This is a genomic window from Brevundimonas bacteroides DSM 4726, from assembly GCF_000701445.1.
Lineage (GTDB): Bacteria > Pseudomonadota > Alphaproteobacteria > Caulobacterales > Caulobacteraceae > Brevundimonas > Brevundimonas bacteroides.
The window spans coordinates 452,416-472,630 of sequence record NZ_JNIX01000008.1; the positions used below are offsets into that span (position 1 = coordinate 452,416).

The window sequence follows — 20,215 nt, forward strand, 5'->3', positions numbered from 1 at the left end:
ATGTCACTCAATGTGGCGGCCCGGCCACGGCTGTTTCAGCCCCTTACATCTCGACTGATCTGTGCGCGCCTGGCGTCCCGCATTTGGACAGGGTCGCCCAGTGACTGAGCCGGTGACCGAACCCGCGACCGCTCCCATCGGGCGCCGACGTCCCGTCTGGCCGCGTCTCGTCCTGATCGGACTTCTGGTCTTCATCCTGATCGCCGCCCTGCTGACCGCCCTGACCTGGATCAACCGCCGCGCCGCCGCCCGCGAGGTTCTGGTCGGCTGGCTGGATGACCGCGGCATTCCTTCTGAGGTCGAGGTGGAGCGGATCGAGCTGGACGGCTTCGTCGGCCGCGTCCGCATCGGCGACCCGGCCAATCCGGACGTGACCATTGAGCGGGTCGAGGTCGATTACGCGCTCGCCATGCCTTGGGCCGTCGGCGGCATGAGCGTGACCCCGTCGCGCATCCGCCTGGTGCGCCCCGTCATGCGGGCCCGCTGGCGCGACGGCGAACTGTCATTGGGCTCACTCGATCCCCTGATCGAGGAGTTCTCCGACCGACCGCCCCGCCCGGAGACGCGCGGTCCCGTGGTGATCGTCGAGACCGGCCGTCTTCGGCTCGACACCGAGTACGGCCCGGTGTCGCTGCTGGCCGACGCCCGGATCGACGACGGCAGGCTGATGCGGCTCGCCGCCCGCATGCCCAGGGCCAGCCTGCGCAGCGGCGATATCGACGCCCGCGGCGTGGGCGGGACGCTGGACCTGACGACGACCGGCGATCGCGTCGCCCTTCGACTGGACCTCCAAGCCGGATCCCTCGAGGCCACGGGCGCCCAGGGGCGAAATCTGGACCTCGCGCTGACCGGCGCCCTCGCCTACCCGGACATGGAGGCCCGACGCGGCGACGGCCGGGCCGAGATCGATCTGCGGCTGACCGGCGACCGCCTGGCGCTCGGTGGGACCGTCGCCGAGGACGCCGTCCTCACCGTGGCGAGCCGGGGAGGCGTCATCGGCTGGATCGACACGCTCGGCTTCGAGGGCGCGGCCACGGCGCGGCTCGTCGCCGGCCGTCTCATCACCCCTGCCGCCACCGCGACGAGCGCCGATGTCACCCTGGCCGAGGGTCGCGTCGCTGCGACCAGGGTCGACGGCGGGCGTCTCTCCGTCTCCGGCCCCGTGCGAAGCCGCATGGCCCGCGTCACCTCGGGCGACCTCGTGCTATCGGGCGTGACCGGCCGCCAGACCCTCGTCTACGCCTCGAACGACGCCACGCCCCTGACCCTGACCGGCTCCGTCGCCGCCGCCCAAGGCGCCTGGCCGCTGTTCGGCGCCGTCGCCCGCGACGACGCGCCGGAGCTCGCCGAGCTCAAGCGCGCGCTCGGCGCCTTTTCCCTGTCCGCGCCCTCGTCGCGCCTGACCTCGAACAATCAGGGCGTCCGCGTCGCCCTGATCCAGCCCGCCCGCATCATCCCCGCCAACGGCGGCGTCCTGACCCTGTCGCCCGCCGGCCGCCCGATCTTCGAGGCCCGCCCGGGACAGTCCGGCGGCGGAGCATTGACCCTCACCGCCACGCGCGGTCGTGGCCTGCCCGAGGCCGCCTTCGCCATCCCCGACTGGCGCCTGACGCCCGGCGGCTTCCAGGCCCGGATCGACGGCCGGGCGGGCCTCGACTTCACCCCTGCCCGCGGCGTCGCTATCCGCACGGCCGGCCTCCTGGCCAGCGACGACGGCCGCGTCACCTACGTCCCCTCCGACTGCCTGGGCGTCACCGTCGACCGCCTTGACCTCGACGAGAACGACGTCACCGACATCTCTGGCCGCCTCTGCCCGACGGCCCAGCCGTTGCTGGTCGCCCAGAACGGCGGCTGGCGCGTGACCGGTGCGCTTCGCGACGTGACCGCCCAGGCCCCCTTCCTCGCGCTCGCCTTCACCGACGCCTCCGGAACCCTCACCGCGACCGGCTCCTGCGCCGGTCTCGGCCTCGATGCCCGCATCCAGACTGCGACCATCAACGACACCACCACGCCCCGTCGCTTCAACACCCTGACCGCCCAGGGCCGCGCCGGTCTGGCCAGCGAGCAGTGGTCCGGCGCCTTCGACCTCGCCCGCTCGGGCAACACGCTGGGCCGCCTCACCCTCGCTCACGACGGAACCACCGGTCGCGGCGGCGTCGCCATCGACGCGCCTGCCCTGACCTTCGCCGAAGGCAGCCTCCAGCCCGCCGACCTCAGCCCGCTCGCCGCCGATTTCGTCCAGTCCCCCGCCACCGGTTCGGCGGCCTTCACGGGCCGCATCGACTGGAGCCCCGACCTGCCCGAGGGCGGCTCCAGCTCCGGCCGCCTGATCATCCCCAGTATCGACTTCGCCAGTCCCGCTGGTCCGGTGAAGGGCCTGACCGGGACCATCGATTTCATCAATCTCGCGCCGCTCACCACCGCCCCCGGCCAGACCCTGCGCGTCGCCACGCTGGAGTCGATCGCCCCCTTCACGGAACTGGATCTGACCTTCGCGCTCGACAAGGCGGCCATCACCGTCGACGGCGGGGCCATCCAGGCGGCGGGCGGGACGGTCCGGATCGAACCCTTCAGCGTCCCCCTGGACCGCCGCCCCTTCTCCGGCGTCCTCGTGCTGGAGCGGGTTCAGCTGGGCGAGCTGATCGCCGGATCGGGCTTCGGCGACAAGGTGGCGCTGGACGCCATCGTCTCCGGCCGTCTGCCCTTCACCTATGATCCCGACATGGGCGTACGCATCACCGGCGGCCGCCTCGCCGCCGACCAGCCCGGCCGCCTCTCCATCCAGCGCGAAGCGCTGACAGGGCTCGAGGCCGGAGGCGGCGGCGCCGTCCCGCCCGGCACGGTCGAGGACCTGGCCTATCAGGCCATGGAGAACCTGGCCTTCGACGTCCTGTCGGCTGACGTGAACAGTCTCGATAAAGGCCGCATCGGCGTCCTGTTCCGCATCGTCGGCCGCCACGATCCGCCCCAGCGCCAGGAAATTCGCCTGTCTCTGGCCGAGCTCATCAGCCGCGAGTTCCTGAACCGTCCCCTGCCCCTGCCGTCCAACACCGGCATCGACCTGACGCTCGACACCACGCTCAACGTCAATCAGCTCGTCTCGGACCTGCTGGAGGTCAACCGGGCCCGAAACGGGGACCAGCCCTGACCGTTCACAACCCATTCACTCGCCGACAGGCATCCACCGTGGCAGTGAAAGCGTTCCTTCGCCGGAGACCTTGACGATGACGCCGCCCAAGACCGTGATCCGCACCGTTCTTCTCGCCGTCGGCGCGGCCGTGGTCCTGTCCGGCTGCACCCCCACGATCCGACTTCAGGTCGACCCGATCCAGATCTACGCCCGCCTCGACGCCGACGTCCGCGTCCGGCTGGATCAGGAACTGCGCGACCTGCTGGCCGAAAACCCGAACCTGTTCTGATGGAAACCCGTCGCATGACCCTCAACAAGCTCTTCGTGCTCGGCGCCGCCGTGGCCGCGCTGGGCGTCGCCGCAGGCGCGGCCTTCGGTCAGACCACTGAGCAAAAGGCCCTGATCGATGACGCCAAGGCTCGAGGCGTCGTCGGCGAACAGGCCGACGGCTACCTCGGCTTCCGCACGCCCTCGACCGGCGCGCCCCTGACCCAGGCCGTGACCGTCACGAACGACGCCCGCCGCGACGCCTACGGCGAACGCGCCCGCGCCGCCGGCACCACGACCGAGGTGGCCGCGGCCCGAATGTTCGAGAGCCAGCTCCTGCCCCGCATCCCGGCCGGTCAGTGGTACCGCAACGCCCAGGGCCAGTGGGTCCAGCGCTAGGCGCGCAACGTGTCGCGGGCGACAAGGCCGCGGTTGTGCTAAGTCGCGCGTCCATGGGTCACCCCGTCGTCCGCCACGTCCTGACCACCCTCTTCGCGCTCGGTCTCTCGGCCCTGGCGACAGCGGCGCTGGGCTGGTTCTGGGTCGTCATCGGCGGCGGCCCCATGCCCATCCACGGCTGGATCGCCATGGGCTTGGGCGTGCTCGGCACCGTCGGCCTGGCCTGGCTTCTGATGGGCCTGGCCTTCAAGTCCCACCGCGAAGGCTGGGACGACCAGGTCGACAACACGCTAGACCCCGGCCGCAGCGACCGGCGGGAGGGCTAGGCAGCTACGCGCTCCCCCAGCGAGGCGGGCAGCAGCAACCCTTCCGACAAAGCCCGCACCACCGGCACGGCCACCGCATCGCCCATCAGCTTCAGCCCCGCGCTCTCAGACGCCGGCAGCCGATAGTCCTCCGACAGCCCCATCAGCCGCGCCGCCTCCCGGGCCGTCAGCCGCCGCGCCCACACCCGGCCGTTCTCGGCCACGATCACATACTGCCGCGATGACCCGCCGGCGGGCGTCCGCAGGCACCCCGCCAGCCCGTCGAACCGCAGCTCCAGCCGCTGAACCTTACGCCCCGCCTCGACCCGAACCCGCCGATAGGCGGCCGCCACCCGCCGTTCTCCGGAGGCGGCCGCAGCCTCCAATCTCTGACGATGCAGAGGTGACGCCAGCGCCACCAGGTCGCGCGTCTGCTCCGCGCTGAACCAGCCGACCGCGTCGTCGGCGTCCAGCAGGTCGGCAAGATGCACGTTCCGGCGGGCTGGCGCGGCGAGGGACCACCACGCCCAGGCCGCCCGTGTCGCCTCATCCAGCTGCGACTGCGCTGCACGGATCCTCGCGCAATGAAACGGATCCACTGGCCCGACCGCCGTCGCCCCCGTCACACCCCGCATGGCCACGATGAACAGCCGGGGCCGCGACTGGGGCAGCCACAACGCCGCATCCATCTCCAGCGCCCCGACGCGATACCCGGCCTCCGCCATCGCCCGGCAGACTGTGGCGAAGTCTTCCCCACCGCCGGACGTCAGCAGCCCCACGACATTCTCGATCACCACGATCGGCGGTGCCCGGCCTTCGGCATCCAGCGCCTGCATCAGCCGCCAGAAGCCCCAGAACGCCCCCGACCGCCGCGCACCCAGCCCCGCCCGCGCGCCCGCCAGGCTCACGTCCTGACAGGGCGAAGACGCCCAGGCCAGCGTCGGCCGTCCCGGCACATCCGCCGCTGTAAGGTCCCAGACATCGCCCTCGTGCAACCGGCCGAGGTGATTGGCCCGCCACGCGGCCGCCTTCATCGCATCGATGTCGTTGGCGAAGGTGACGTCGAAACCGGACAGCCCCAGCCCCGCCAGGCCTCCGCCCGCGAAGAACTCCAGCGCCTCGGGGGCGGGCCGGGACCGAATCGTCATGTTTGGAGAATAGGCGCCCGCGACGGCCCCGGCGACAAGGCTTGACCGAACATCGCTCGGCCTGTCTCCTGCCAGCTTCACTATAACCGGACGCTTCCATGAACCGCCTGATCCCGCTCCTCGCCCTCGCCAGCCTCGCGGCCTGCTCGCCCGGCCCGGAGGCGGAGCCCGCCGACGCTCCGGCCGAGGCCGCGACCGCCGCCGCGCCGACCGAACTGGGTGGCGTCGACCTGACCCAGCCGATCATGGCCATGGGGGCGGAGCCGTTCTGGTCGGTCGACATCGTCGATGGCGTGGCCACCTTCAGGGACATCGGGAGCTACACCCCCGATGAGGGCGGCGACGTCGCGCCGGCGAAGACAGGCCCGGCCGTCCCGACCGCCACCGCCGACGGCGTGGCCTATGCCATCACCCTGGCGGACGGGACCGCCCTGACCCTCACCCTGACCGCCGGGCCCTGCCCCGATCTCGGGGAACAGACCCGGGCGCTGAACGCGACGCTGGCATGGAGCGGCTCGACCATGACGGGTTGCGCGGACAGGCAGAGCGCCTACGATGCGCCGGAAGCCGCCGGCTGACCGGCGCGGTTTCCGGAGGCCTTCCATGCGCATCGCCCTCGTCGCGGCCGTCGGACTTGCCCTGACGGCCACCGCCTGCTCCGAAGCCACGGTCGAAACGCCAGCGCCCGAGGTGCCCGCCGCGCCCGCCATGCTCGCCGGCGTCAATCTGAACGGATCGCTGCGTGCGCTGGGAACCGAGCCCTTCTGGGGCGTGGACATCAACCCCGACGGTCTCGTCTACACCGCCGTCGATAGTCCGGAGATCCGGGCCGCCAACCCCGGTCCCACGGTTCAGGGCACGACCGCCGTCTATGCCTCGGCGACCGAGGACGGCACGGCCCTGGTCGTCACCCTGATTGCCACGGAATGCTCCGACGGCATGAGCGACCGCACCTATCCCCTGACCGCCCGCGTCGAATTGGGCGGTCAGACGCTCAACGGCTGCGCCGCCGACTACGCCTTCCTGACCCGCGACCTCTAGGTCGACACGCACCTTAACGGTTCCGGCGCCCATCCTGCGTAGGGTGGGTGGCCATGACCCAGATCGAGACCCCCCAGGATCTGCGCGCCCTGACGGCGCTGCGCTTCTTCGCGGCCGCCTGGGTCGCGCTGTACGCCTTCTGGCCCAACCTCGACATCGCCTTCGCGCCGAACCTGATCGCCAAGGGCTATCTGGGCGTCGAACTGTTCTTTGTGCTGTCCGGCTTCATCCTCAGCCACGTCTATCTGAAGGCGTTCGGCGAAGGAGGATTCCGCTATGGCGGGTTCCTCTGGGCCCGGGTCGCGCGGGTCTATCCGCTGCATCTGGCGACCCTGATCGGCGTCGGCGTGCTGGGGCTTGGCGCGCTCGCCGCCGGCATGGCCATCGACGGCAATGTGCTCAGCTGGGAATCGCTGCCCGCCCACATCTTCATGCTGCACGCCTGGGGGCTGGCCCCCGAGGCCGGGTGGAACCACTCCTCCTGGTCGATTTCGGCGGAGTGGTTCGCCTATCTGACCTTCCCCGCCTTCGCCTTCGTCGCCTGGCGGCTGCGCGACCGACCCCTCGCCGCCGTCGCCGGAGCCTTGGCCCTGATGGGCCTGCTGTACGCCGGTTTCCAGGCGCTGGCGGGCTTCTCTCTCACGGAAGCCACCTTCCGCTGGGGCGCGCTACGGATCGTCCCCTGCTTCGCCTACGGCTGCGCGCTGTATCTGGTGCACCGTCGCGGCGACCTGAAGCACCCCGGCTGGCTGGCTCTGGCCTCGCTCGCAGGCATGGCCATCGCCGCCTCGCTCCAGGCCCCCGACGGCATCGTCGTGGTCTTCGCTGGCGGCCTGATCCTGGCGCTCGGGACCCTCCCCAACGCCTCGGCCGGATGGCTGGCCTCCCGCCCCGCCGTCTACCTCGGAGAGATCTCCTACGCCGTCTACATGGTGCTGGTGCCGTGGCAGCTGCTGGCCGTGAACGCCGCCGCGCGCCTGACCGGGGCCGAGGACAAGCAGCTTCAACTCTTCGTGTGGCTGGCGGTCGTGCTCGCCCTGCCCCTCGTCGCCGCCCTCGCCTATCAACTGGTCGAACACCCGGCCCGCAAGGCGCTGCGGGGTCTCGCCGACCGTCGCGCCGCCCGCGCGGCGCTGCGACGCTCCGACCCCCAGGTCGCCTGAAAGGGGACTTCAACCTTTCTCCGCTATCGTCTAGGGAGAGGGCGGGCGTAACAGTCGGAAACAATCGAACATGACGAAACGGCTCACCGCCGCTGCCCTGGCAGCGACCCTTGGCCTCTTCGCCCTGTCTCCCTCTTCCGTCCGCGCGGACGAGCCCTACTGGCAGTGCGTGACCTTCGCGCGGATGTTCTCGGGCATAAACATCTTCGGCGACGCCTGGACCTGGTGGAACCAGGCGGTGGATCGCTTCCGCACCGGCCGCGCGCCCGAGACCGGCTCGGTCCTGGTGTTCCGCCCCGAGGGCCGCATGACCCGCGGCCACGTCGCCGTCGTCTCCGAAATCCTGACCGACCGCGTCATCCGCGTGACCCACGCCAACTGGGGCGGCAGCCGCGGCCGCGTCGAGGAGAACGTCACCGTCGTCGACGTCTCCGGCGCCAACGACTGGAGCGCGGTCAAGGTCTGGTACAACCCGATCAACGACCTGGGCACCACCGTCTATCCGACCTACGGCTTCATCTACAATTCGGCCCGCGAGGGCATGGAAGCCGGCCGCCAGATGGCCCGGGCCGCCGCCAGCGGCGCCGGCCAGCCCTGACGCCAGCCCCGAAGACCCGGCCCGGATGATCCGCATCTATCGTTCGGGCTGCGCCGCCTGCGAGGGCGTGGAGATGGTCGGCGCCGACTGGACCCTGCCTGCCGACACCCTCTGGATCGATCTGATCGAGCCGACGCGCGAAGAAGACGTCGCCATCGAACAGGCGCTCGGCCTGTCCATCCCGACCCGCGAGGAGATGAACGAGCTGGAGGCATCCAGCCGCCTCTACCGCGAGAACGGCGCCACCTACGTCACCGCCGACATCATCCACAACTCCGAGATGGAGTTGCCGACCGTCGATCCGGTCACCTTCATCCTGACCCACGGGCCGCTGGTGACGATCCGCTATTTCGACCCGCGCCCCTTCACCATGTTCACCGACAAGCTGGAGCGCGAACCCTCGCTCTGCGAATCCGGCGCCGACATGTTCCTGAACCTGATGGAGGCCATCATCGACCGCGCATCGGAAGTGCTGTCGCGCACGGCGCACAAGGTCGAGGGCGTCGCCAGCCACGTCTTCTCGAGCGCCGACACGGCCGTCGGCTACCGCCACCTGATCACCAAGCTCGGCCGGGCCCAGATCGCCAACAGCCGCATCGAGCAGAGCCTCGCCGGCCTGTCGCGCGTCTTCGCCTTCGTGGCGCTGGACGAACGTCTGGAGATGAACGCCGACAAGCGCGAGCACCTGAAGTCGCTGGGCCGCGACGCCTCCAGCCTTCTCGCCCACAATCAGGCCGTCGCCGCCGGCATCAACTTCCAGCTCTCGGCGACGCTGGGCCTCATCAACATCCAGCAGTCCTCGATCTTCAAGGTCTTCTCGCTGGTCACCGTGGCGCTGATGCCGCCCACCCTGATCGGCGCCATCTACGGCATGAACTTCGAGCACATGCCCGAGCTGACCTGGTGGTGGGGCTATCCGCTCGCGCTGGGCCTGATGGTCCTGTCGTCGGCCATCCCGCTCCTGTGGTTCAAGCGCAAGGGGTGGTTCTGAGGTCATGATTGGTGACTGGTGACTGGTTTGGCTCCCGGATAGGGGACTTCGCCAATCACCAATCACGAACCACCAGTCACCCCTACTCGGGCTTGATCGACAGCTGGAATGCCACCAGCCCCTCGGACACGTCGCGGTCGAAACCCTCGCCGCCGCGCAGGCCCTCAGCCTCGACTTCGCGATAGACCAGGCCGAACGAGCCTTGCATATGCCCGCGCCTCAGGGCCACGCCGATCGAGGCGTCGCCGAGGAACGAGCCCGAGTCCCGGCTCACGCCGGATCGGGCATAATCCCCGTCGCGGTTGCGAGCGAAGTTGTAGCCGACCGCCGTGCCGGACCCGGCCGCGTAAAGATACCACCGCGCCCGATCCCCGAACGCTTCGGACCCTTCCGGCACCATGCCGTCGATGTCGCCGCCGATGGTCAGGGTCGCGCCCGCCTCGGCCCGGCCACCGCGGTCGCCCACGCCGACGCCCGCATGCGGCGTCAGGGTGACTTCGAGGCCCGACGCCGTATAGCCGCGCGCCGCCTGCCAACCGCGAGTGTAGGTCACATCATAGCCATCCGCCTCGAACGCCGCCTGATCCAGCGGCGTCAGCGGCAGGGGCGACCCATCGGCCCTGCGTAGCTCGCCCCGCTGGCGGAGACGCAGGCGCTCGGAATAGCCTTCGCCCTCGCGCCAGACGTCGCGCGTCGTGGTCGCCGCGAACGGGCTACCGGCCGCGATCGGTTGATAATCCGTGGCGAACTCCAGCGCCGGTCCAAAAGCGCGACCGGCCGCGACATTGAATCCGGCCTGCCGATTCAACTGGGCGGTGATGGAGGCGGTCTGGCGCCGTTCCTGCTCGGACCATCCGGCGTCGCTGAACGCAGCGACCGGCTGGGCCGCCATGATCGGCGCTTGAGCGACGGGAGCTGGAGCAACCGGAGCCGGGGCGACCGGCGTGATCGCCATTTCGACCGCCGGGCTCGACGGAGGCGACACCGTGACCGGCGGCGCGACGTATCCCGCCGGTTGACGATTCAGGCTGGCGGTCAGGGCTATGGCCGCCGCGCGGTCGGGATCATAGGGAACGGGGCCGGACGACGCCGGGTCCATCGACGACTGCGCCATCGCCGGGGCCGCGAGGGCCGCCAGCGCCATGACGCTCGTTACGCATCCTCCCAGACGCACCAACGGTCCCCTCACCGCCGTCAACTCCTTAACACTCTGACTCGAAACCCGGTCGGTTCCAACCACGATTTCGCGACACCTTGCTGACACGATCCGCAAACGTCGCCAGCGTCCAGCCGGTTCCCCTCCCGCGGGACCGGCCGCAAAGGGCCTATTGCCCGATGGTGTCGAGGTCGCGCCCCTTGGTCTCGGGCATCAGGAAGAAGGTCACGACCACGGCGATGGCGGTGAACACCACCGCGTACCACAGACCGAAGTAGATGTTCCCCGACGCCGCCACGAGGGCGAAGCTGGTCGCGGGAAGCAATCCCCCCACCCAGCCGGTGCCGACGTGATAAGGCAGGCTCATGGCCGTATAGCGCACCCGCGTTGGGAACAGCTCGACTAGGGACGCCGCCTGCGGGCCATACAGCGCCGTGGCCGCCACGATGAAGATCAGCAGGATGACGAACACCATCGGCACGTCGACCCGCTCCGGATCGGCCCGCTCGGGATAGCCCGCCGCCGTCAGCGCCGCCTTGATACGTCCTTCGACATCGGCCTTGGCCGCCGTCAGCTCGGCAGCCGCCAGCCCCTCGCCCTCGACCGAGGCCACCTCGACCTCCCCGATCCGCACGCGCGCCAACGAGCCCGGCTCGGCGGCGACGTTGGAATAGCTGACGCCCGCATTGGACAGCACCGTCTTGGCCAGGTCGCAGGAGCTGGCGAACGCCGTCTTGCCGACCGGATCGAACTGCAGGGCGCAGGTCGCGGGATCAGCGATCACCGTCACGGGCGCCGAGGCCTGGGCCTCCGCCAGCGCCGGATTGGCCGCCCGCGTCAGGGCCTGAAAGCCAGGGAAGAAGGCCAACAGCGCCAGGACCATGCCGAACAGCATCACGGGCTTTCGGCCCACCTTGTCCGACAACCACCCGAAGAAGACGTACAGGAACGCCGACACCACCGTCAGCGCCAGCATGATCATGTCGACGGTCGATACCTCGACCTTCAGGATCCGCTCCATGAAGAAGCGGGAATAGAAATAGCCGCAGTACCAGACCGCCCCTTGCGCGATCATGGTCCCGAACAGGGCCAGCAGCACGAACTTCAGGTTCTTCCACTGGGCGAAAGATTCCCGGAAGGGGGCCCGCCGGGCCCCGCCCTCGGCCTCCATCTTCTTGAAGGCCGGGCTCTCGTTCAGCTTCAGCCGGATCCACAAGGAGATGACCAGCAGGAAGAACGACAAGAGGAAGGGGATGCGCCATCCCCACTCGTTGAACGCCTCTTCGCCCACGATCGCCCGCGTCGCCAGGATGACGCTCAGCGCCCCGATCAGCCCCAGCGCCGCCGTCGTCTGGATCCATCCGGTCAGATAGCCGCGACGCGGCGCAGGCGAATGCTCGGCCACATAGATCACCGCTCCGCCGTATTCGCCGCCCAGGGCGAACCCCTGAAGGATGCGCAGGATGATCAGCAGAATCGGCGCGGCGATGCCGATGGCGTCATAGTCGGGCAGCAGGCCGATCCCTACCGTCGCCGCCCCCATCAGTGTGATGGTCACCAGAAACGTCTTCTTGCGCCCCGTCTGGTCCCCGAACCAGCCGAACACGAGCGCGCCCAGCGGCCGCACGACGAACCCGACGCCAAAGGTCAGCAGCGCCAGGATGTAGGAAGCGGCTTCGCCCACGTCGGCATAGAAGTGCCGCGCAATCACGGCCGTCAGCGAGCCGAAGATAAAGAAGTCGTACCACTCGAATGCGGTCCCTGCGGCGGACGCCCCCACCACGGTCTTCAGGCCGGGTTCCTTCTCGGTTTCGGACGGCGTGGCGGCGTGGTCGGTCATTCAGGCTTCCCCCGGGCGTCGTCTCGCGGACGCTCCTTCGGATACCTAGCCAAGCGGCGGGAAGCCGGACAAGAGAAAACCCCGCCGGCCGGGCCGACGGGGTTTTCCGCGTCATGAGCGTGGTGGGTCACTGACGCCGCGATTGAGCCCGGATCAGTTCTTGGCTTCTTCGGCGGCTTCGGTCACGGCCGAGCCGGCAGCGGCGGTGTCGCGGCCCACGCCTGCGACGGTGTTGCAGGCGGCGGTGGTCAGGGCGGCGGCGGCGGCGAAGAGAACGAAAACCTTGCGCATGAGAAACTCCTGAAACGGGGCGGTCGGGGAGGTCCCGCCGTACCAGCGATCAACGCGACCGCCGCGACAGGGTTCCGGGCTTCACCACGGCGTCGACGCGCTCCAGATCGCGCGGATCCGTCGGCTTCACCAGCTCGGGCGTGGCGAACACCATCCGCGCGATCGTGCCTCGCGGGCCAGCGGGCAGGATCTCCACCTCCCCCCTCAGTTGCTTGGCGAAGGCGCCCATGAGGGTGCGCCCCACGCCGGCTTGGATCGCCTGGCTCGACGGCCAGGGCCCGTCATCCTCGACTTCCAGCACGCTGGTCTCGCCCTCGACCCTGAACCGCACCTTCAGCGTCCCGCCCCGCCCGGCGAAGGCGTGCTTCTGGGCGTTGGTCACCGCCTCCACCAGCCACAGCGCCAGGGGTGCCAGCTTGTCCGGGTCGACCACCAGACTGTCCGCCTCGACCGTGCTGGCCACCAGCGGCCCGCGTCCGCTTTCATGCGCCACCAGCTGGCCAACCAGCTCGGTCAGGAACTCGCGTGCATCGGCGTGGCGGATGTCCTCGGACTGGTAGAGGGTGCGATAGATCAGGGCCAAGGCCGATATCCTCTGGCGCGTGTCGCCCAGCGCCGCCTTGGCTGGCTCGTCCTTCAGCGCCCGCTGCTGCATCGACAGCAGCGACGAGATGATCTGCAGGTTGTTCTTCACCCGGTGATGGATTTCCCGAAGCAGGGCGTCCTTCTCCGCCAGGCTCTCGGTCAGAGACCGGTCCCGGGTGTCGATGGCTTCGGCGAGCGCATCCATCGTCCCCGCCAGACGGCGAACCTCGGATGGCGCATGCGTCGCCTGCACCGGCCGCACCGAGTATCGCCCCCGCGCATACAGCGCCGCGATCCGCTCCAGATAGTCGAGCCAGCGCACGACGATGCGCTCGGTCACCCACATCACCGTGGCGAAGGCGACGATCCAGGCCACGACGGGCGCGAGGAAGTTTCCCAGCGGCGTCAGGTCGGCCCAGGCCAAGATCGCGGGCAGGACCAGGATCGGCAGCAGCGCGATCGCCAGCGCAGCCCCCAGCCGGAAGCGGATGCCCTCGAACCGCGCCAGACCCTTGGACCGACCCAAAAACCGGGACACCGTCCGACGCGAGACGCGCCGCCGCTTGGGGCCTTGGTCTGATCCGGCAGGCGACATGGGCTCAGCCCTGACGTGCCGCGCTCAGACGGTCCGCGTCGGCCAGGATCGAGCGCATGGCGTCGCCCGCCGCGCGACCGTCGCGGGCGTATCCGCCCCGCTCCAGCGTCGCCTGAAGGGCTTTCCTCGCCCGGCTGACCCGGCTTTTCACCGTGCCCACCGCGCACTGACAAATCTCGGCGGCCTCCTCATAGGCGAAGCCGCCCGCCCCCACGAGGATCAGCGCCTCGCGCTGTTCTTCCGGCAGGGTGTTCAGCGCCTGGCGCAGCTCGTCCAGCGCCACGGGCGCCTCCGGATCGTCCACGGCGACCAGCGTCCGTTCCGCCGCTTCCTGGTCCAGCTGCGACTGGCGCCATGACCGGCGCTTCTCGGAATAGAATTGGTTTCTCAGGATCATGAAGGTCCAGGCCTTCATATTGGTGCCCATCTGATAGCTGGCGCGCGCGTCCCAGGCCTTCATCATGGCGTCCTGCGCCAGGTCATCAGCCGCCGTCGCATCGCCTGTCAGCGTGCGCGCGAAGGCGCGCAGGTGCGGGATCAGGGTCACCAGCTCGCGCTTGAAGCCTTCATCATCCGCCGACGGCGGCTTGGGCGCGGTGTTGCGGACCGCGCTCACGCCCCCCCTCCTTGCGAACTGTCTCCGCCCGACTTCCGCTCATCAGCCCGGCGCAGGATCTCCAGAAACTCGTCCGGCACCGGCTCGTTGACGACCTCGTCGAACAGGTGGCGCAGCTTCACGCCGATCGCCTGCTGGCGCAGACGCGCCTCTTCGAGGTCCGCGCCGTCGGACTTGGACGCAGCGCCCTTGCGGCGCGGGTCGGGGGTGTCGATCATGATGTGCTGGGCCGCCAAGGTTGGTCTCATTCACGCAGGGACATGGGCCGGGTCGTCGCCCGGCCTCTGATTGTCGAACCCGGTGAACGTGATCACCGGAAGCGGGTTCCGTCGTTCATCAACTTTATTGCCAAGCTCGTGAACCACGCCGTGGAACCGTGTGGGCGATGATACGTTTGGTCGCGGATACGCGTCCGAGGAACGGACGCCGCAACGACCTGTCGGGGACCAAGATACAATGAGCCTTCTGGCCAGACTCGCGCCGCACCTGCCCTACGTCCGCCGCTACGCCCGCGCCCTCACAGGCGACCAGTCGACCGGCGACAACTACGTCCGCGTCGCGCTCGAAGCCCTGGCCGCCGGCGAGCGCCAGCTGTCTCCGGACATGACCCCTCGCGTCGCCCTCTATCATGTCTTCCACGCCATCTGGTCCTCGACCGGCGCGCAGTTGGAAGGCCATGCCGCCGTCCTGGGTCATGAGGATCCGACGAACCGCCTGATGCGCATCGCGCCGCGCTCGCGCCAGGCCTTCCTGCTGACCGCGCTCGAGGGTTTCACGCCCTCGGAAGCCTCCCAGATTCTCGGCTCCGACGTCCCGTCGGTCGAACGCCTGATCGCCGAGGCCCAGGCCGAGATCGACGCCGAACTGGCCACCGACGTCCTGATCATCGAGGACGAGGCCATCATCTCCGCCGACATCGAGAGCCTGGTGAAGGAACTCGGCCACCGCGTCACCGCGACCGCCACCACCCATGACGAGGCCGTCGACGCCGTCGCCCGTCACCGTCCGGGCCTGGTGCTGGCCGACATCCAGCTGGCCGACGGTTCGTCGGGCATCGACGCGGTCAAGGACATCCTCAAGCGCTTCGACGTGCCGGTGATCTTCATCACCGCCTTCCCCGAGCGCCTTCTGACCGGCGAGCGGCCCGAGCCGACCTTCCTGATCACCAAACCCTTCCAGCCGGAAACGGTGAAGGCGGCGATCAGCCAAGCGCTGTTCTTCCATCCCGCCAGCCAGAAGCAGGCGGCCTGACGGTCGTTCTATCCCTGCCATGAGAAGGGCCCCGCTGGTGATCCGGCGGGGCCTTTTTCTTTCGGCTCCCCCTTTGCCGGGCCCTACTGACCCGAGGGCGCGGCCTGCACGGTCGGGGCGTTGACGTTCGGCGCCTCGCCGGTGGGCGGGCTGGTCGGTTCGCCGGTCACCGTCGTCGGGGCGTCCGCTGCGGGCGGCGTCACAGTCCCATCCTGAAAGGCGGCGGCGTCCACGGCTTGCTGCCCCGTATTGGCGTCCTCGGCCGAAAAGCCCGGCGCGAACACCAGATACAGGACCACGAAGCCGATCAGCGTCAGGGCGATGCCGCCGACCATGACCAGGGTGATGCGCCGACCACCCCGGCCCTGCTTGACGAACTGTTCCTCCACCGGCCGACCCTCGTGCACGGCGTCGGCGGCGCGGGAATGGGGATCGTTGTGGGTCATGGCGGCCTTCCGGGCGATTGAGGAAACTCAAGCCGGTCAACGCCTTCGCCAGCGTGGCCGTTCCGCCTCTCCCGCCACGCGAAAAATCTTCGCGGCGCATGGAACGCCAATCGGTCTGCGCCGTTATCGGTCTGCGGAGGCGGCGACGCCCCCCGACTTGGACCCGCCACAGCAGGTCCTGCCGCCTCCGCGCCTCATTCTCGATGATGCCACTTCAAGGCGATCCGCAAGGGTCGCCTTTTTTCTTCGCGTGCAAACGAAAAGGCCGCCCGGTCGCCCGGACGGCCCTTGTCATTTCGTTGCTCGCTCGGCCGATCAGGCCAGGGCGGCGCGCACCTTGTCGGCGATGGCCTTGAAGCCGGTCGCGTCGGCGGCGATGGCGGCCATCACCTTGCGGTCCAGCTCGATGCCGGCCTTGCTGAGGCCGTGGATGAACTGCGAATAGGTGAAGCCTTCCTGGCGGGCGGCGGCGTTGATGCGCTGGATCCACAGGGCGCGGAACGAACGCTTCTTGTTGCGGCGGTCGCGATAGGCGTACTGCCCGGCGCGGTCCACGGCGGCCTTGGCCGTGCGGATGGTGTTCTTGCGGCGGCCGGAGAAGCCCTTGGCCTGCTCCAGAACCTTCTTGTGCTTGGCGTGGGACGTAACGCCCCGTTTCACGCGTGCCATTTTTGTTTTCCTTCGGAAGGGTCCCTACCGTTCGCGCCGCGGGCGCTCACTGCTTGAGGGACGCTGTTCAATCTCGTTGCTGCGAAATCCGTGTGCCCCGCCGATCAGGCGTAGGGCATGTAGGACTTGATCTTCTTGGCGTCGGCATCGGCCATGACCGAGGTGCCGCGGTTCTGGCGGATGTATTTGGAGTTGTGGCTGATCAAGCGGTGACGCTTGCCCGCAACCCCGGCCTTCACCTTGCCGGTCGCAGTGAGTTTGAAGCGCTTCTTGGCGCCCGACTTCGTCTTCAGTTTCGGCATTTTCGACTCTCATTCTGATGGGCGCAGGGCCCGTCGAACCTCAAAGGGTCCTTTTCGTCCCGCCCAGGCATGCCTGTTCGCCCGGCGGTCCGCACGCGAAGGCGCGGCTTCTAGGCGAAGTGGGGCCGGATGGCAAGCGCGGTCGCTACTCCGCCGCCTCCGCCGCCAGCCGGGCCGGCTGGCTCGCCGCCCGCCCCGCGTTGATGGCCATGATCGCCGCCGGAACCATCAGGGCCGCGCCCACCGCCAGCGGCCAGTCGTGTCCCAGCCCCGAGAACATCGCGCCCGCCACGATCGGCCCCACGATCCGCCCCGACGAACTCGCCGCCATGTTCAGCCCCAGCATGGCGCCCTGCCGGTCCGGCGGGGCCGCGCGCGAGATCATGGCCGAGATGTTGGGCATGGTCATCGCCATGCCGAAGCCGCCGATGATCATGGCGATGGGCACGAACCAGGCCCCCGGCGAAAACATCTGCCCCAGCAGTCCGACCCCGAACAGCAGGCACCCGCCCGCCAGCACCCGGCTTTCGCCGAAACGCCGAGCCAGCCGCCCGGTCAGCAGCGACTGGCAGATCACCGAGACGACGCCCACCGCCATGAAGGAGAAGGCCACCTCGCGCGCGCCCCAGTCGTAGCGCGCCCCGGTCCACAGGCCGAATGTCGACTCCATGCCTGAGAACCCGGCCATGTAGATCAGCGTCACCACGATCACCCGCGAGATCACGGGATTGGCCGCCGCATGGCTCACGCCCGACAGGAACGGCTCGCGCGCCGGGGCCGGCCCTTCTCGCCGAACCAGGCTCTCCTTCAGCACGAACAGGGCTCCCAGCGCCGCCAGCGTCGCCAGCCCGCAGGCCGCGAAGATCGGCAGCTGGTAACCCAGCCGCCCCATGTCCTCCTGCACCAGGATGCCCGACAGCCCAGGCCCGGCGATGAAGCCCGCCCCGAACGCCGCCCCGATCAGCCCCATCCTCCCCGCCCGCTTCTCCGGCGGCGTGACGTCGGCGACATAGCCCTGCACGGTCGAGACGTTGCCCGCCCCCAACCCGGTGAACAGCCGCACCGCGATGGCCAGCCAGATGTTGGGCACAAACGCCAGCATCAGATAGCCGACCGCATTGGCGCAGACGGTGATCAGCAAAACGGGCTTCCTGCCGATCCGGTCCGACAGCCGCCCCCAGAAGGGCTCGGCGAAAAACTGGCCGATCGAATAGGCCGAGAACATCAGGGCCACCTGCCATGGCTCGGCGTTCAGGCTGTCGCCGAAGAATGGCAAAAGCGGCACCACCAGGCCGAACCCGACCAGGTTGATGAAGACGATGGCGAACAGCACGATCAGGGCCTGCCGGTCGGCATGATCGGCGGCGGGCGAAACGGTCGGACGATCGGGCATCACCGCCTTCTAGCCCACCCCGGCCGATCCGGCGAGCGGCCCGGGGTCGCGCCCCGATATTGCTCCGCTTGCGGAGCTATCGCGATGAAATCGCTGTAAAAGTTTCAAGAACGGCAAAGTCTGCATTAAGGGGCCGGTGCTAGTCCTGATGTCCGAGCAGGAGGCCCGATGGCGCGGATCGGCGATTTCATTGACGCGGTCGCGCCGGTGTCTCCGGACACCCTGGGCGCGGTCGTCTTCGACCGGTTCGAGGCCGAGCCCAACACCCTGGCCATCGCCGTGGTGGACGCAGAGCGCCGCCCCGTCGGCCTGATCGAGCGGAACGCCTTCACCCTCAGGATGGCCGCCGAGTTCGGCCGCGCCCTCTATGCTCGTCGACCGGTCGCGACGCTCATGGACCCGAACCCGCCGACCGCTGACGCCGACGCCTCCGCCGAGACCTTCTTCGCGGGCGTGGACGCCGCCGAGCTCAACATGCTGCTGCGCGGCTTCATCGTGGTGAAGGACGGTCTGTATCTCGGCGTCGGTGCCGGCGTGCAGATCCTTCAGGCCGGATCGGCCCTCTATCGCGCCAGGGCCGAGGAGATGACCACGCTTGCCCGCGACCTGGCTGCCGCCGAAGCCGAGGCCCAGGCGTCCAGCCGCGCCAAGTCCGAGTTTCTGGCCGTCATGAGCCACGAGATCCGTACGCCGCTGAACGGCGTCCTGGGTGTCGCGGGTCTGCTGGATCGCAAGCTCCAGCAGGAGGAGCTGCGCCCCTACGTCCAGACCATCCTCGATTCCGGCCAGAGCCTGCTGCGGCTGCTGACGGACGCACTCGACATGTCGCGCGCCTCGGCCGGCGTCCTGAACCTCGAACCCGCTCCCCTGCACATCGACGCCGTGGCCCGGGACCTCGCCGCACTCTGGCGGCCCCGCGCCGAAGAAAAGGGCCTGACCCTGACCGTCGCCTGCGAAACGACCGACCACGACTGGGTCATGGGCGATGGGGTCCGCATCAAGCAGCTGCTCAACAACCTGATCGGCAACGCGCTGAAGTTCACCCAGATCGGCGGGGTGGTCGTCTCGCTCGCCACGCGCTGGGAGGATGGCGCGGTGCGTCTCGACGCGGTCGTCGACGACACGGGCCCGGGCATCCCCGACCACGCCGCCGCGACCATCTTTGAGCCCTTCAACACGGGTGAGGCGGGGCGCGAGGGTGCCGGCGCGGGTCTGGGCCTGGCCATCTGCCGCCAGATCGTGGAGCGCATGGGCGGCTCCATTGGCTTGGCCCGCTCGCCCCAGGGCGGCGCGCATTTTCAGTTCACCCTCCACCTGCCCTGCTGCGGGCCGGAGATGCGTGCGGCAGCCGACGTCATGGCCGAACCGACTCCGCATGAGACGCTTCACGTCCTCGTCGCCGACGACAACCCGACCAATCGCTTCGTCGCCGCCCGCCTGCTGGAAATGTTCGGCTGCACCCACGAGGCCGTCGCCGACGGCGCCGAGGCGGTCGAGGCCGCACGTCTTCGCCCCTTCGATCTCATCCTGATGGACATCAAGATGCCGATCATGAACGGGGTCGCCGCCACCCGCGCGATCCGTGCCCTGGGCGGTCCCGCCGCCACAACGCCGATCCTGGCCCTCACCGCCAACGCCGACCCACGCGACGCGGCCGACTATCTGGCGGCCGGAATGACCGGCGTCGTCGCCAAGCCCATCCAGCCCGACGCCCTTCTCAACGCGATCCGACTCGCTCTGGGCTCCAACGCGATGGAGGCGGCGGCTTAGCACGGGGCTTCCTGTCCAGCGAAAAGGTGAAGCTCGCGCTGCTTTTTCTCAATCATCCAACGACGCCCGGATTCTTCCAATGAATCCAGCGCTGGTCGCGTTCGAGACGCCGCGAACGCGCCCTCATTGAAACCTGCCTTACAATCACCCCCGGTTCCGTCGCCTGGGAAGGGCGCAAGGCCTTGCGAGCTTGTCGCGGCGGAAGCGGTTGGAGCGGGGGCTCCCGAGGTCCAACGACCGGAGGCCGTGAAGAGCGGTC

General features: G+C 69.2%; 22 protein-coding genes. 11 read left to right on the top strand and 11 right to left on the bottom strand.

Annotation, left to right across the window (positions count from 1 at the left end; translation table 11 throughout):
• The first annotated feature begins 112 nt into the window (after positions 1-112).
• From Q333_RS0107105 to Q333_RS0107120, 4 genes are all read left to right on the top strand, one after another.
• On the top strand, positions 113-3,148 hold the full coding sequence (locus Q333_RS0107105) for an intermembrane phospholipid transport protein YdbH family protein (protein WP_029416057.1): 3,036 nt from the start codon (positions 113-115) through the stop codon (positions 3,146-3,148).
• Between the two features lie 76 nt (positions 3,149-3,224).
• Entirely contained in the window at positions 3,225-3,419 is a 195-nt protein-coding gene (locus tag Q333_RS0107110; protein ID WP_029416058.1) for a YnbE family lipoprotein, read from the top strand.
• A 14-nt stretch (positions 3,420-3,433) separates the two neighbouring features.
• Positions 3,434-3,796 carry a YdbL family protein gene (locus tag Q333_RS0107115; protein ID WP_029416059.1) on the top strand — a complete coding sequence of 121 codons (363 nt, stop codon included), beginning with the start codon at positions 3,434-3,436 and terminating at the stop codon, positions 3,794-3,796.
• Between the two features lie 53 nt (positions 3,797-3,849).
• Entirely contained in the window at positions 3,850-4,122 is a 273-nt protein-coding gene (locus Q333_RS0107120; RefSeq protein WP_029416060.1) for a hypothetical protein, read from the top strand.
• Here Q333_RS0107120 and Q333_RS0107125 read toward each other — a convergent pair.
• Positions 4,119-5,249 (bottom strand): DNA cytosine methyltransferase, encoded by a 1,131-nt coding sequence (locus Q333_RS0107125; protein WP_029416061.1) that lies wholly within the window; start codon positions 5,247-5,249, stop codon positions 4,119-4,121. The genes Q333_RS0107120 and Q333_RS0107125 overlap by 4 nt on opposite strands.
• A 98-nt stretch (positions 5,250-5,347) precedes the next feature.
• Here Q333_RS0107125 and Q333_RS16920 point away from each other — a divergent pair, with 98 nt between their 5' ends.
• The 5 genes from Q333_RS16920 to Q333_RS0107150 all read left to right on the top strand — a co-directional run bounded on the left by Q333_RS16920 (position 5,348) and on the right by Q333_RS0107150 (position 9,042).
• A complete protein-coding gene (locus Q333_RS16920; RefSeq protein ID WP_029416062.1) occupies positions 5,348-5,827 on the top strand; it encodes a hypothetical protein in 480 nt (159 codons plus the stop codon).
• 25 nt (positions 5,828-5,852) lie between these two features.
• Positions 5,853-6,290 (top strand): COG3650 family protein, encoded by a 438-nt coding sequence (locus Q333_RS0107135; RefSeq protein ID WP_029416063.1) that lies wholly within the window; start codon positions 5,853-5,855, stop codon positions 6,288-6,290.
• A gap of 53 nt (positions 6,291-6,343) precedes the next feature.
• Positions 6,344-7,453 carry an acyltransferase family protein gene (locus Q333_RS0107140; protein WP_029416064.1) on the top strand — a complete coding sequence of 370 codons (1,110 nt, stop codon included), beginning with the start codon at positions 6,344-6,346 and terminating at the stop codon, positions 7,451-7,453.
• Between the two features lie 70 nt (positions 7,454-7,523).
• Positions 7,524-8,051, top strand: a complete 528-nt coding sequence (locus tag Q333_RS0107145; RefSeq protein WP_029416065.1) for a CHAP domain-containing protein — start codon at positions 7,524-7,526, stop codon at positions 8,049-8,051.
• Positions 8,052-8,076: 25 nt separating this feature from the next.
• Complete coding sequence (locus Q333_RS0107150) at positions 8,077-9,042, top strand: magnesium transporter CorA family protein (RefSeq protein WP_029416066.1); 966 nt, start codon at positions 8,077-8,079, stop codon at positions 9,040-9,042.
• An 82-nt stretch (positions 9,043-9,124) separates the two neighbouring features.
• On the opposite strand, the gene Q333_RS16925 is transcribed toward Q333_RS0107150, so the two are convergent.
• The 6 genes from Q333_RS16925 to nepR form a co-directional block, all read right to left on the bottom strand.
• Entirely contained in the window at positions 9,125-10,186 is a 1,062-nt protein-coding gene (locus tag Q333_RS16925; protein WP_245591498.1) for a lipid A-modifier LpxR family protein, read from the bottom strand.
• Between the two features lie 181 nt (positions 10,187-10,367).
• Positions 10,368-12,038: an MFS transporter gene (locus tag Q333_RS0107160; protein WP_029416068.1), complete on the bottom strand. Its 1,671-nt coding sequence runs from the start codon at positions 12,036-12,038 to the stop codon at positions 10,368-10,370.
• A 153-nt stretch (positions 12,039-12,191) separates the two neighbouring features.
• The gene (locus Q333_RS0107165; RefSeq protein ID WP_029416069.1) at positions 12,192-12,329 is read right to left on the bottom strand and encodes an entericidin A/B family lipoprotein; all 138 of its coding nucleotides are present in this window, start codon (positions 12,327-12,329) and stop codon (positions 12,192-12,194) included.
• A 49-nt stretch (positions 12,330-12,378) separates the two neighbouring features.
• Positions 12,379-13,452 (bottom strand): sensor histidine kinase, encoded by a 1,074-nt coding sequence (locus Q333_RS0107170; protein ID WP_245591499.1) that lies wholly within the window; start codon positions 13,450-13,452, stop codon positions 12,379-12,381.
• Positions 13,453-13,513: 61 nt separating this feature from the next.
• Positions 13,514-14,125 carry a sigma-70 family RNA polymerase sigma factor gene (locus tag Q333_RS0107175; protein ID WP_029416071.1) on the bottom strand — a complete coding sequence of 204 codons (612 nt, stop codon included), beginning with the start codon at positions 14,123-14,125 and terminating at the stop codon, positions 13,514-13,516.
• Positions 14,122-14,343, bottom strand: coding sequence for an anti-sigma T factor NepR (gene nepR, locus Q333_RS0107180; protein ID WP_029416072.1), 222 nt, complete (start codon positions 14,341-14,343; stop codon positions 14,122-14,124). The genes Q333_RS0107175 and nepR overlap by 4 nt, the downstream gene beginning before the upstream one ends.
• A gap of 238 nt (positions 14,344-14,581) precedes the next feature.
• Between nepR and phyR the strand changes: the two genes are divergently transcribed.
• A complete protein-coding gene (phyR, locus tag Q333_RS0107185) occupies positions 14,582-15,376 on the top strand; it encodes an anti-anti sigma factor/receiver protein PhyR (protein WP_029416073.1) in 795 nt (264 codons plus the stop codon).
• 83 nt (positions 15,377-15,459) lie between these two features.
• On the opposite strand, the gene Q333_RS16410 is transcribed toward phyR, so the two are convergent.
• The 4 genes from Q333_RS16410 to Q333_RS0107205 form a co-directional block, all read right to left on the bottom strand.
• Complete coding sequence (locus tag Q333_RS16410) at positions 15,460-15,822, bottom strand: hypothetical protein (RefSeq protein ID WP_035293887.1); 363 nt, start codon at positions 15,820-15,822, stop codon at positions 15,460-15,462.
• Between the two features lie 315 nt (positions 15,823-16,137).
• Positions 16,138-16,491 carry a 50S ribosomal protein L20 gene (gene rplT / locus Q333_RS0107195; RefSeq protein ID WP_029416074.1) on the bottom strand — a complete coding sequence of 118 codons (354 nt, stop codon included), beginning with the start codon at positions 16,489-16,491 and terminating at the stop codon, positions 16,138-16,140.
• 104 nt (positions 16,492-16,595) lie between these two features.
• Positions 16,596-16,793, bottom strand: coding sequence for a 50S ribosomal protein L35 (rpmI, locus tag Q333_RS0107200; RefSeq protein ID WP_029416075.1), 198 nt, complete (start codon positions 16,791-16,793; stop codon positions 16,596-16,598).
• Positions 16,794-16,938: 145 nt separating this feature from the next.
• Positions 16,939-18,186 carry an MFS transporter gene (locus Q333_RS0107205; protein WP_029416076.1) on the bottom strand — a complete coding sequence of 416 codons (1,248 nt, stop codon included), beginning with the start codon at positions 18,184-18,186 and terminating at the stop codon, positions 16,939-16,941.
• 168 nt (positions 18,187-18,354) lie between these two features.
• On the opposite strand from Q333_RS0107205, the gene Q333_RS0107210 reads away from it, so the two are divergent.
• Positions 18,355-19,956: a response regulator gene (locus Q333_RS0107210; protein ID WP_029416077.1), complete on the top strand. Its 1,602-nt coding sequence runs from the start codon at positions 18,355-18,357 to the stop codon at positions 19,954-19,956.
• The last annotated feature ends 259 nt before the right edge of the window (positions 19,957-20,215 follow it).

Excerpts from the sequence above, each read along its gene's own strand:
- Q333_RS0107110 (WP_029416058.1), top strand. The coding sequence starts at position 3,225 with ATGACGCCGCCCAAGACCGTGATCCGCACCGTTCTTCTCGCCGTCGGC.
- Q333_RS0107115 (WP_029416059.1), top strand. The coding sequence starts at position 3,434 with ATGACCCTCAACAAGCTCTTCGTGCTCGGCGCCGCCGTGGCCGCGCTG.
- Q333_RS0107120 (WP_029416060.1), top strand. The coding sequence starts at position 3,850 with ATGGGTCACCCCGTCGTCCGCCACGTCCTGACCACCCTCTTCGCGCTC.
- Q333_RS0107125 (WP_029416061.1), bottom strand. The coding sequence starts at position 5,249 with ATGACGATTCGGTCCCGGCCCGCCCCCGAGGCGCTGGAGTTCTTCGCG.
- Q333_RS16920 (WP_029416062.1), top strand. The coding sequence starts at position 5,348 with ATGAACCGCCTGATCCCGCTCCTCGCCCTCGCCAGCCTCGCGGCCTGC.
- Q333_RS0107135 (WP_029416063.1), top strand. The coding sequence starts at position 5,853 with ATGCGCATCGCCCTCGTCGCGGCCGTCGGACTTGCCCTGACGGCCACC.
- Q333_RS0107140 (WP_029416064.1), top strand. The coding sequence starts at position 6,344 with ATGACCCAGATCGAGACCCCCCAGGATCTGCGCGCCCTGACGGCGCTG.
- Q333_RS0107145 (WP_029416065.1), top strand. The coding sequence starts at position 7,524 with ATGACGAAACGGCTCACCGCCGCTGCCCTGGCAGCGACCCTTGGCCTC.
- Q333_RS0107150 (WP_029416066.1), top strand. The coding sequence starts at position 8,077 with ATGATCCGCATCTATCGTTCGGGCTGCGCCGCCTGCGAGGGCGTGGAG.
- Q333_RS16925 (WP_245591498.1), bottom strand. The coding sequence starts at position 10,186 with ATGGCGCTGGCGGCCCTCGCGGCCCCGGCGATGGCGCAGTCGTCGATG.
- Q333_RS0107160 (WP_029416068.1), bottom strand. The coding sequence starts at position 12,038 with ATGACCGACCACGCCGCCACGCCGTCCGAAACCGAGAAGGAACCCGGC.
- Q333_RS0107165 (WP_029416069.1), bottom strand. The coding sequence starts at position 12,329 with ATGCGCAAGGTTTTCGTTCTCTTCGCCGCCGCCGCCGCCCTGACCACC.
- nepR (WP_029416072.1), bottom strand. The coding sequence starts at position 14,343 with ATGATCGACACCCCCGACCCGCGCCGCAAGGGCGCTGCGTCCAAGTCC.
- phyR (WP_029416073.1), top strand. The coding sequence starts at position 14,582 with ATGAGCCTTCTGGCCAGACTCGCGCCGCACCTGCCCTACGTCCGCCGC.
- Q333_RS16410 (WP_035293887.1), bottom strand. The coding sequence starts at position 15,822 with ATGACCCACAACGATCCCCATTCCCGCGCCGCCGACGCCGTGCACGAG.
- rplT (WP_029416074.1), bottom strand. The coding sequence starts at position 16,491 with ATGGCACGCGTGAAACGGGGCGTTACGTCCCACGCCAAGCACAAGAAG.
- rpmI (WP_029416075.1), bottom strand. The coding sequence starts at position 16,793 with ATGCCGAAACTGAAGACGAAGTCGGGCGCCAAGAAGCGCTTCAAACTC.
- Q333_RS0107205 (WP_029416076.1), bottom strand. The coding sequence starts at position 18,186 with ATGCCCGATCGTCCGACCGTTTCGCCCGCCGCCGATCATGCCGACCGG.
- Q333_RS0107210 (WP_029416077.1), top strand. The coding sequence starts at position 18,355 with ATGGCGCGGATCGGCGATTTCATTGACGCGGTCGCGCCGGTGTCTCCG.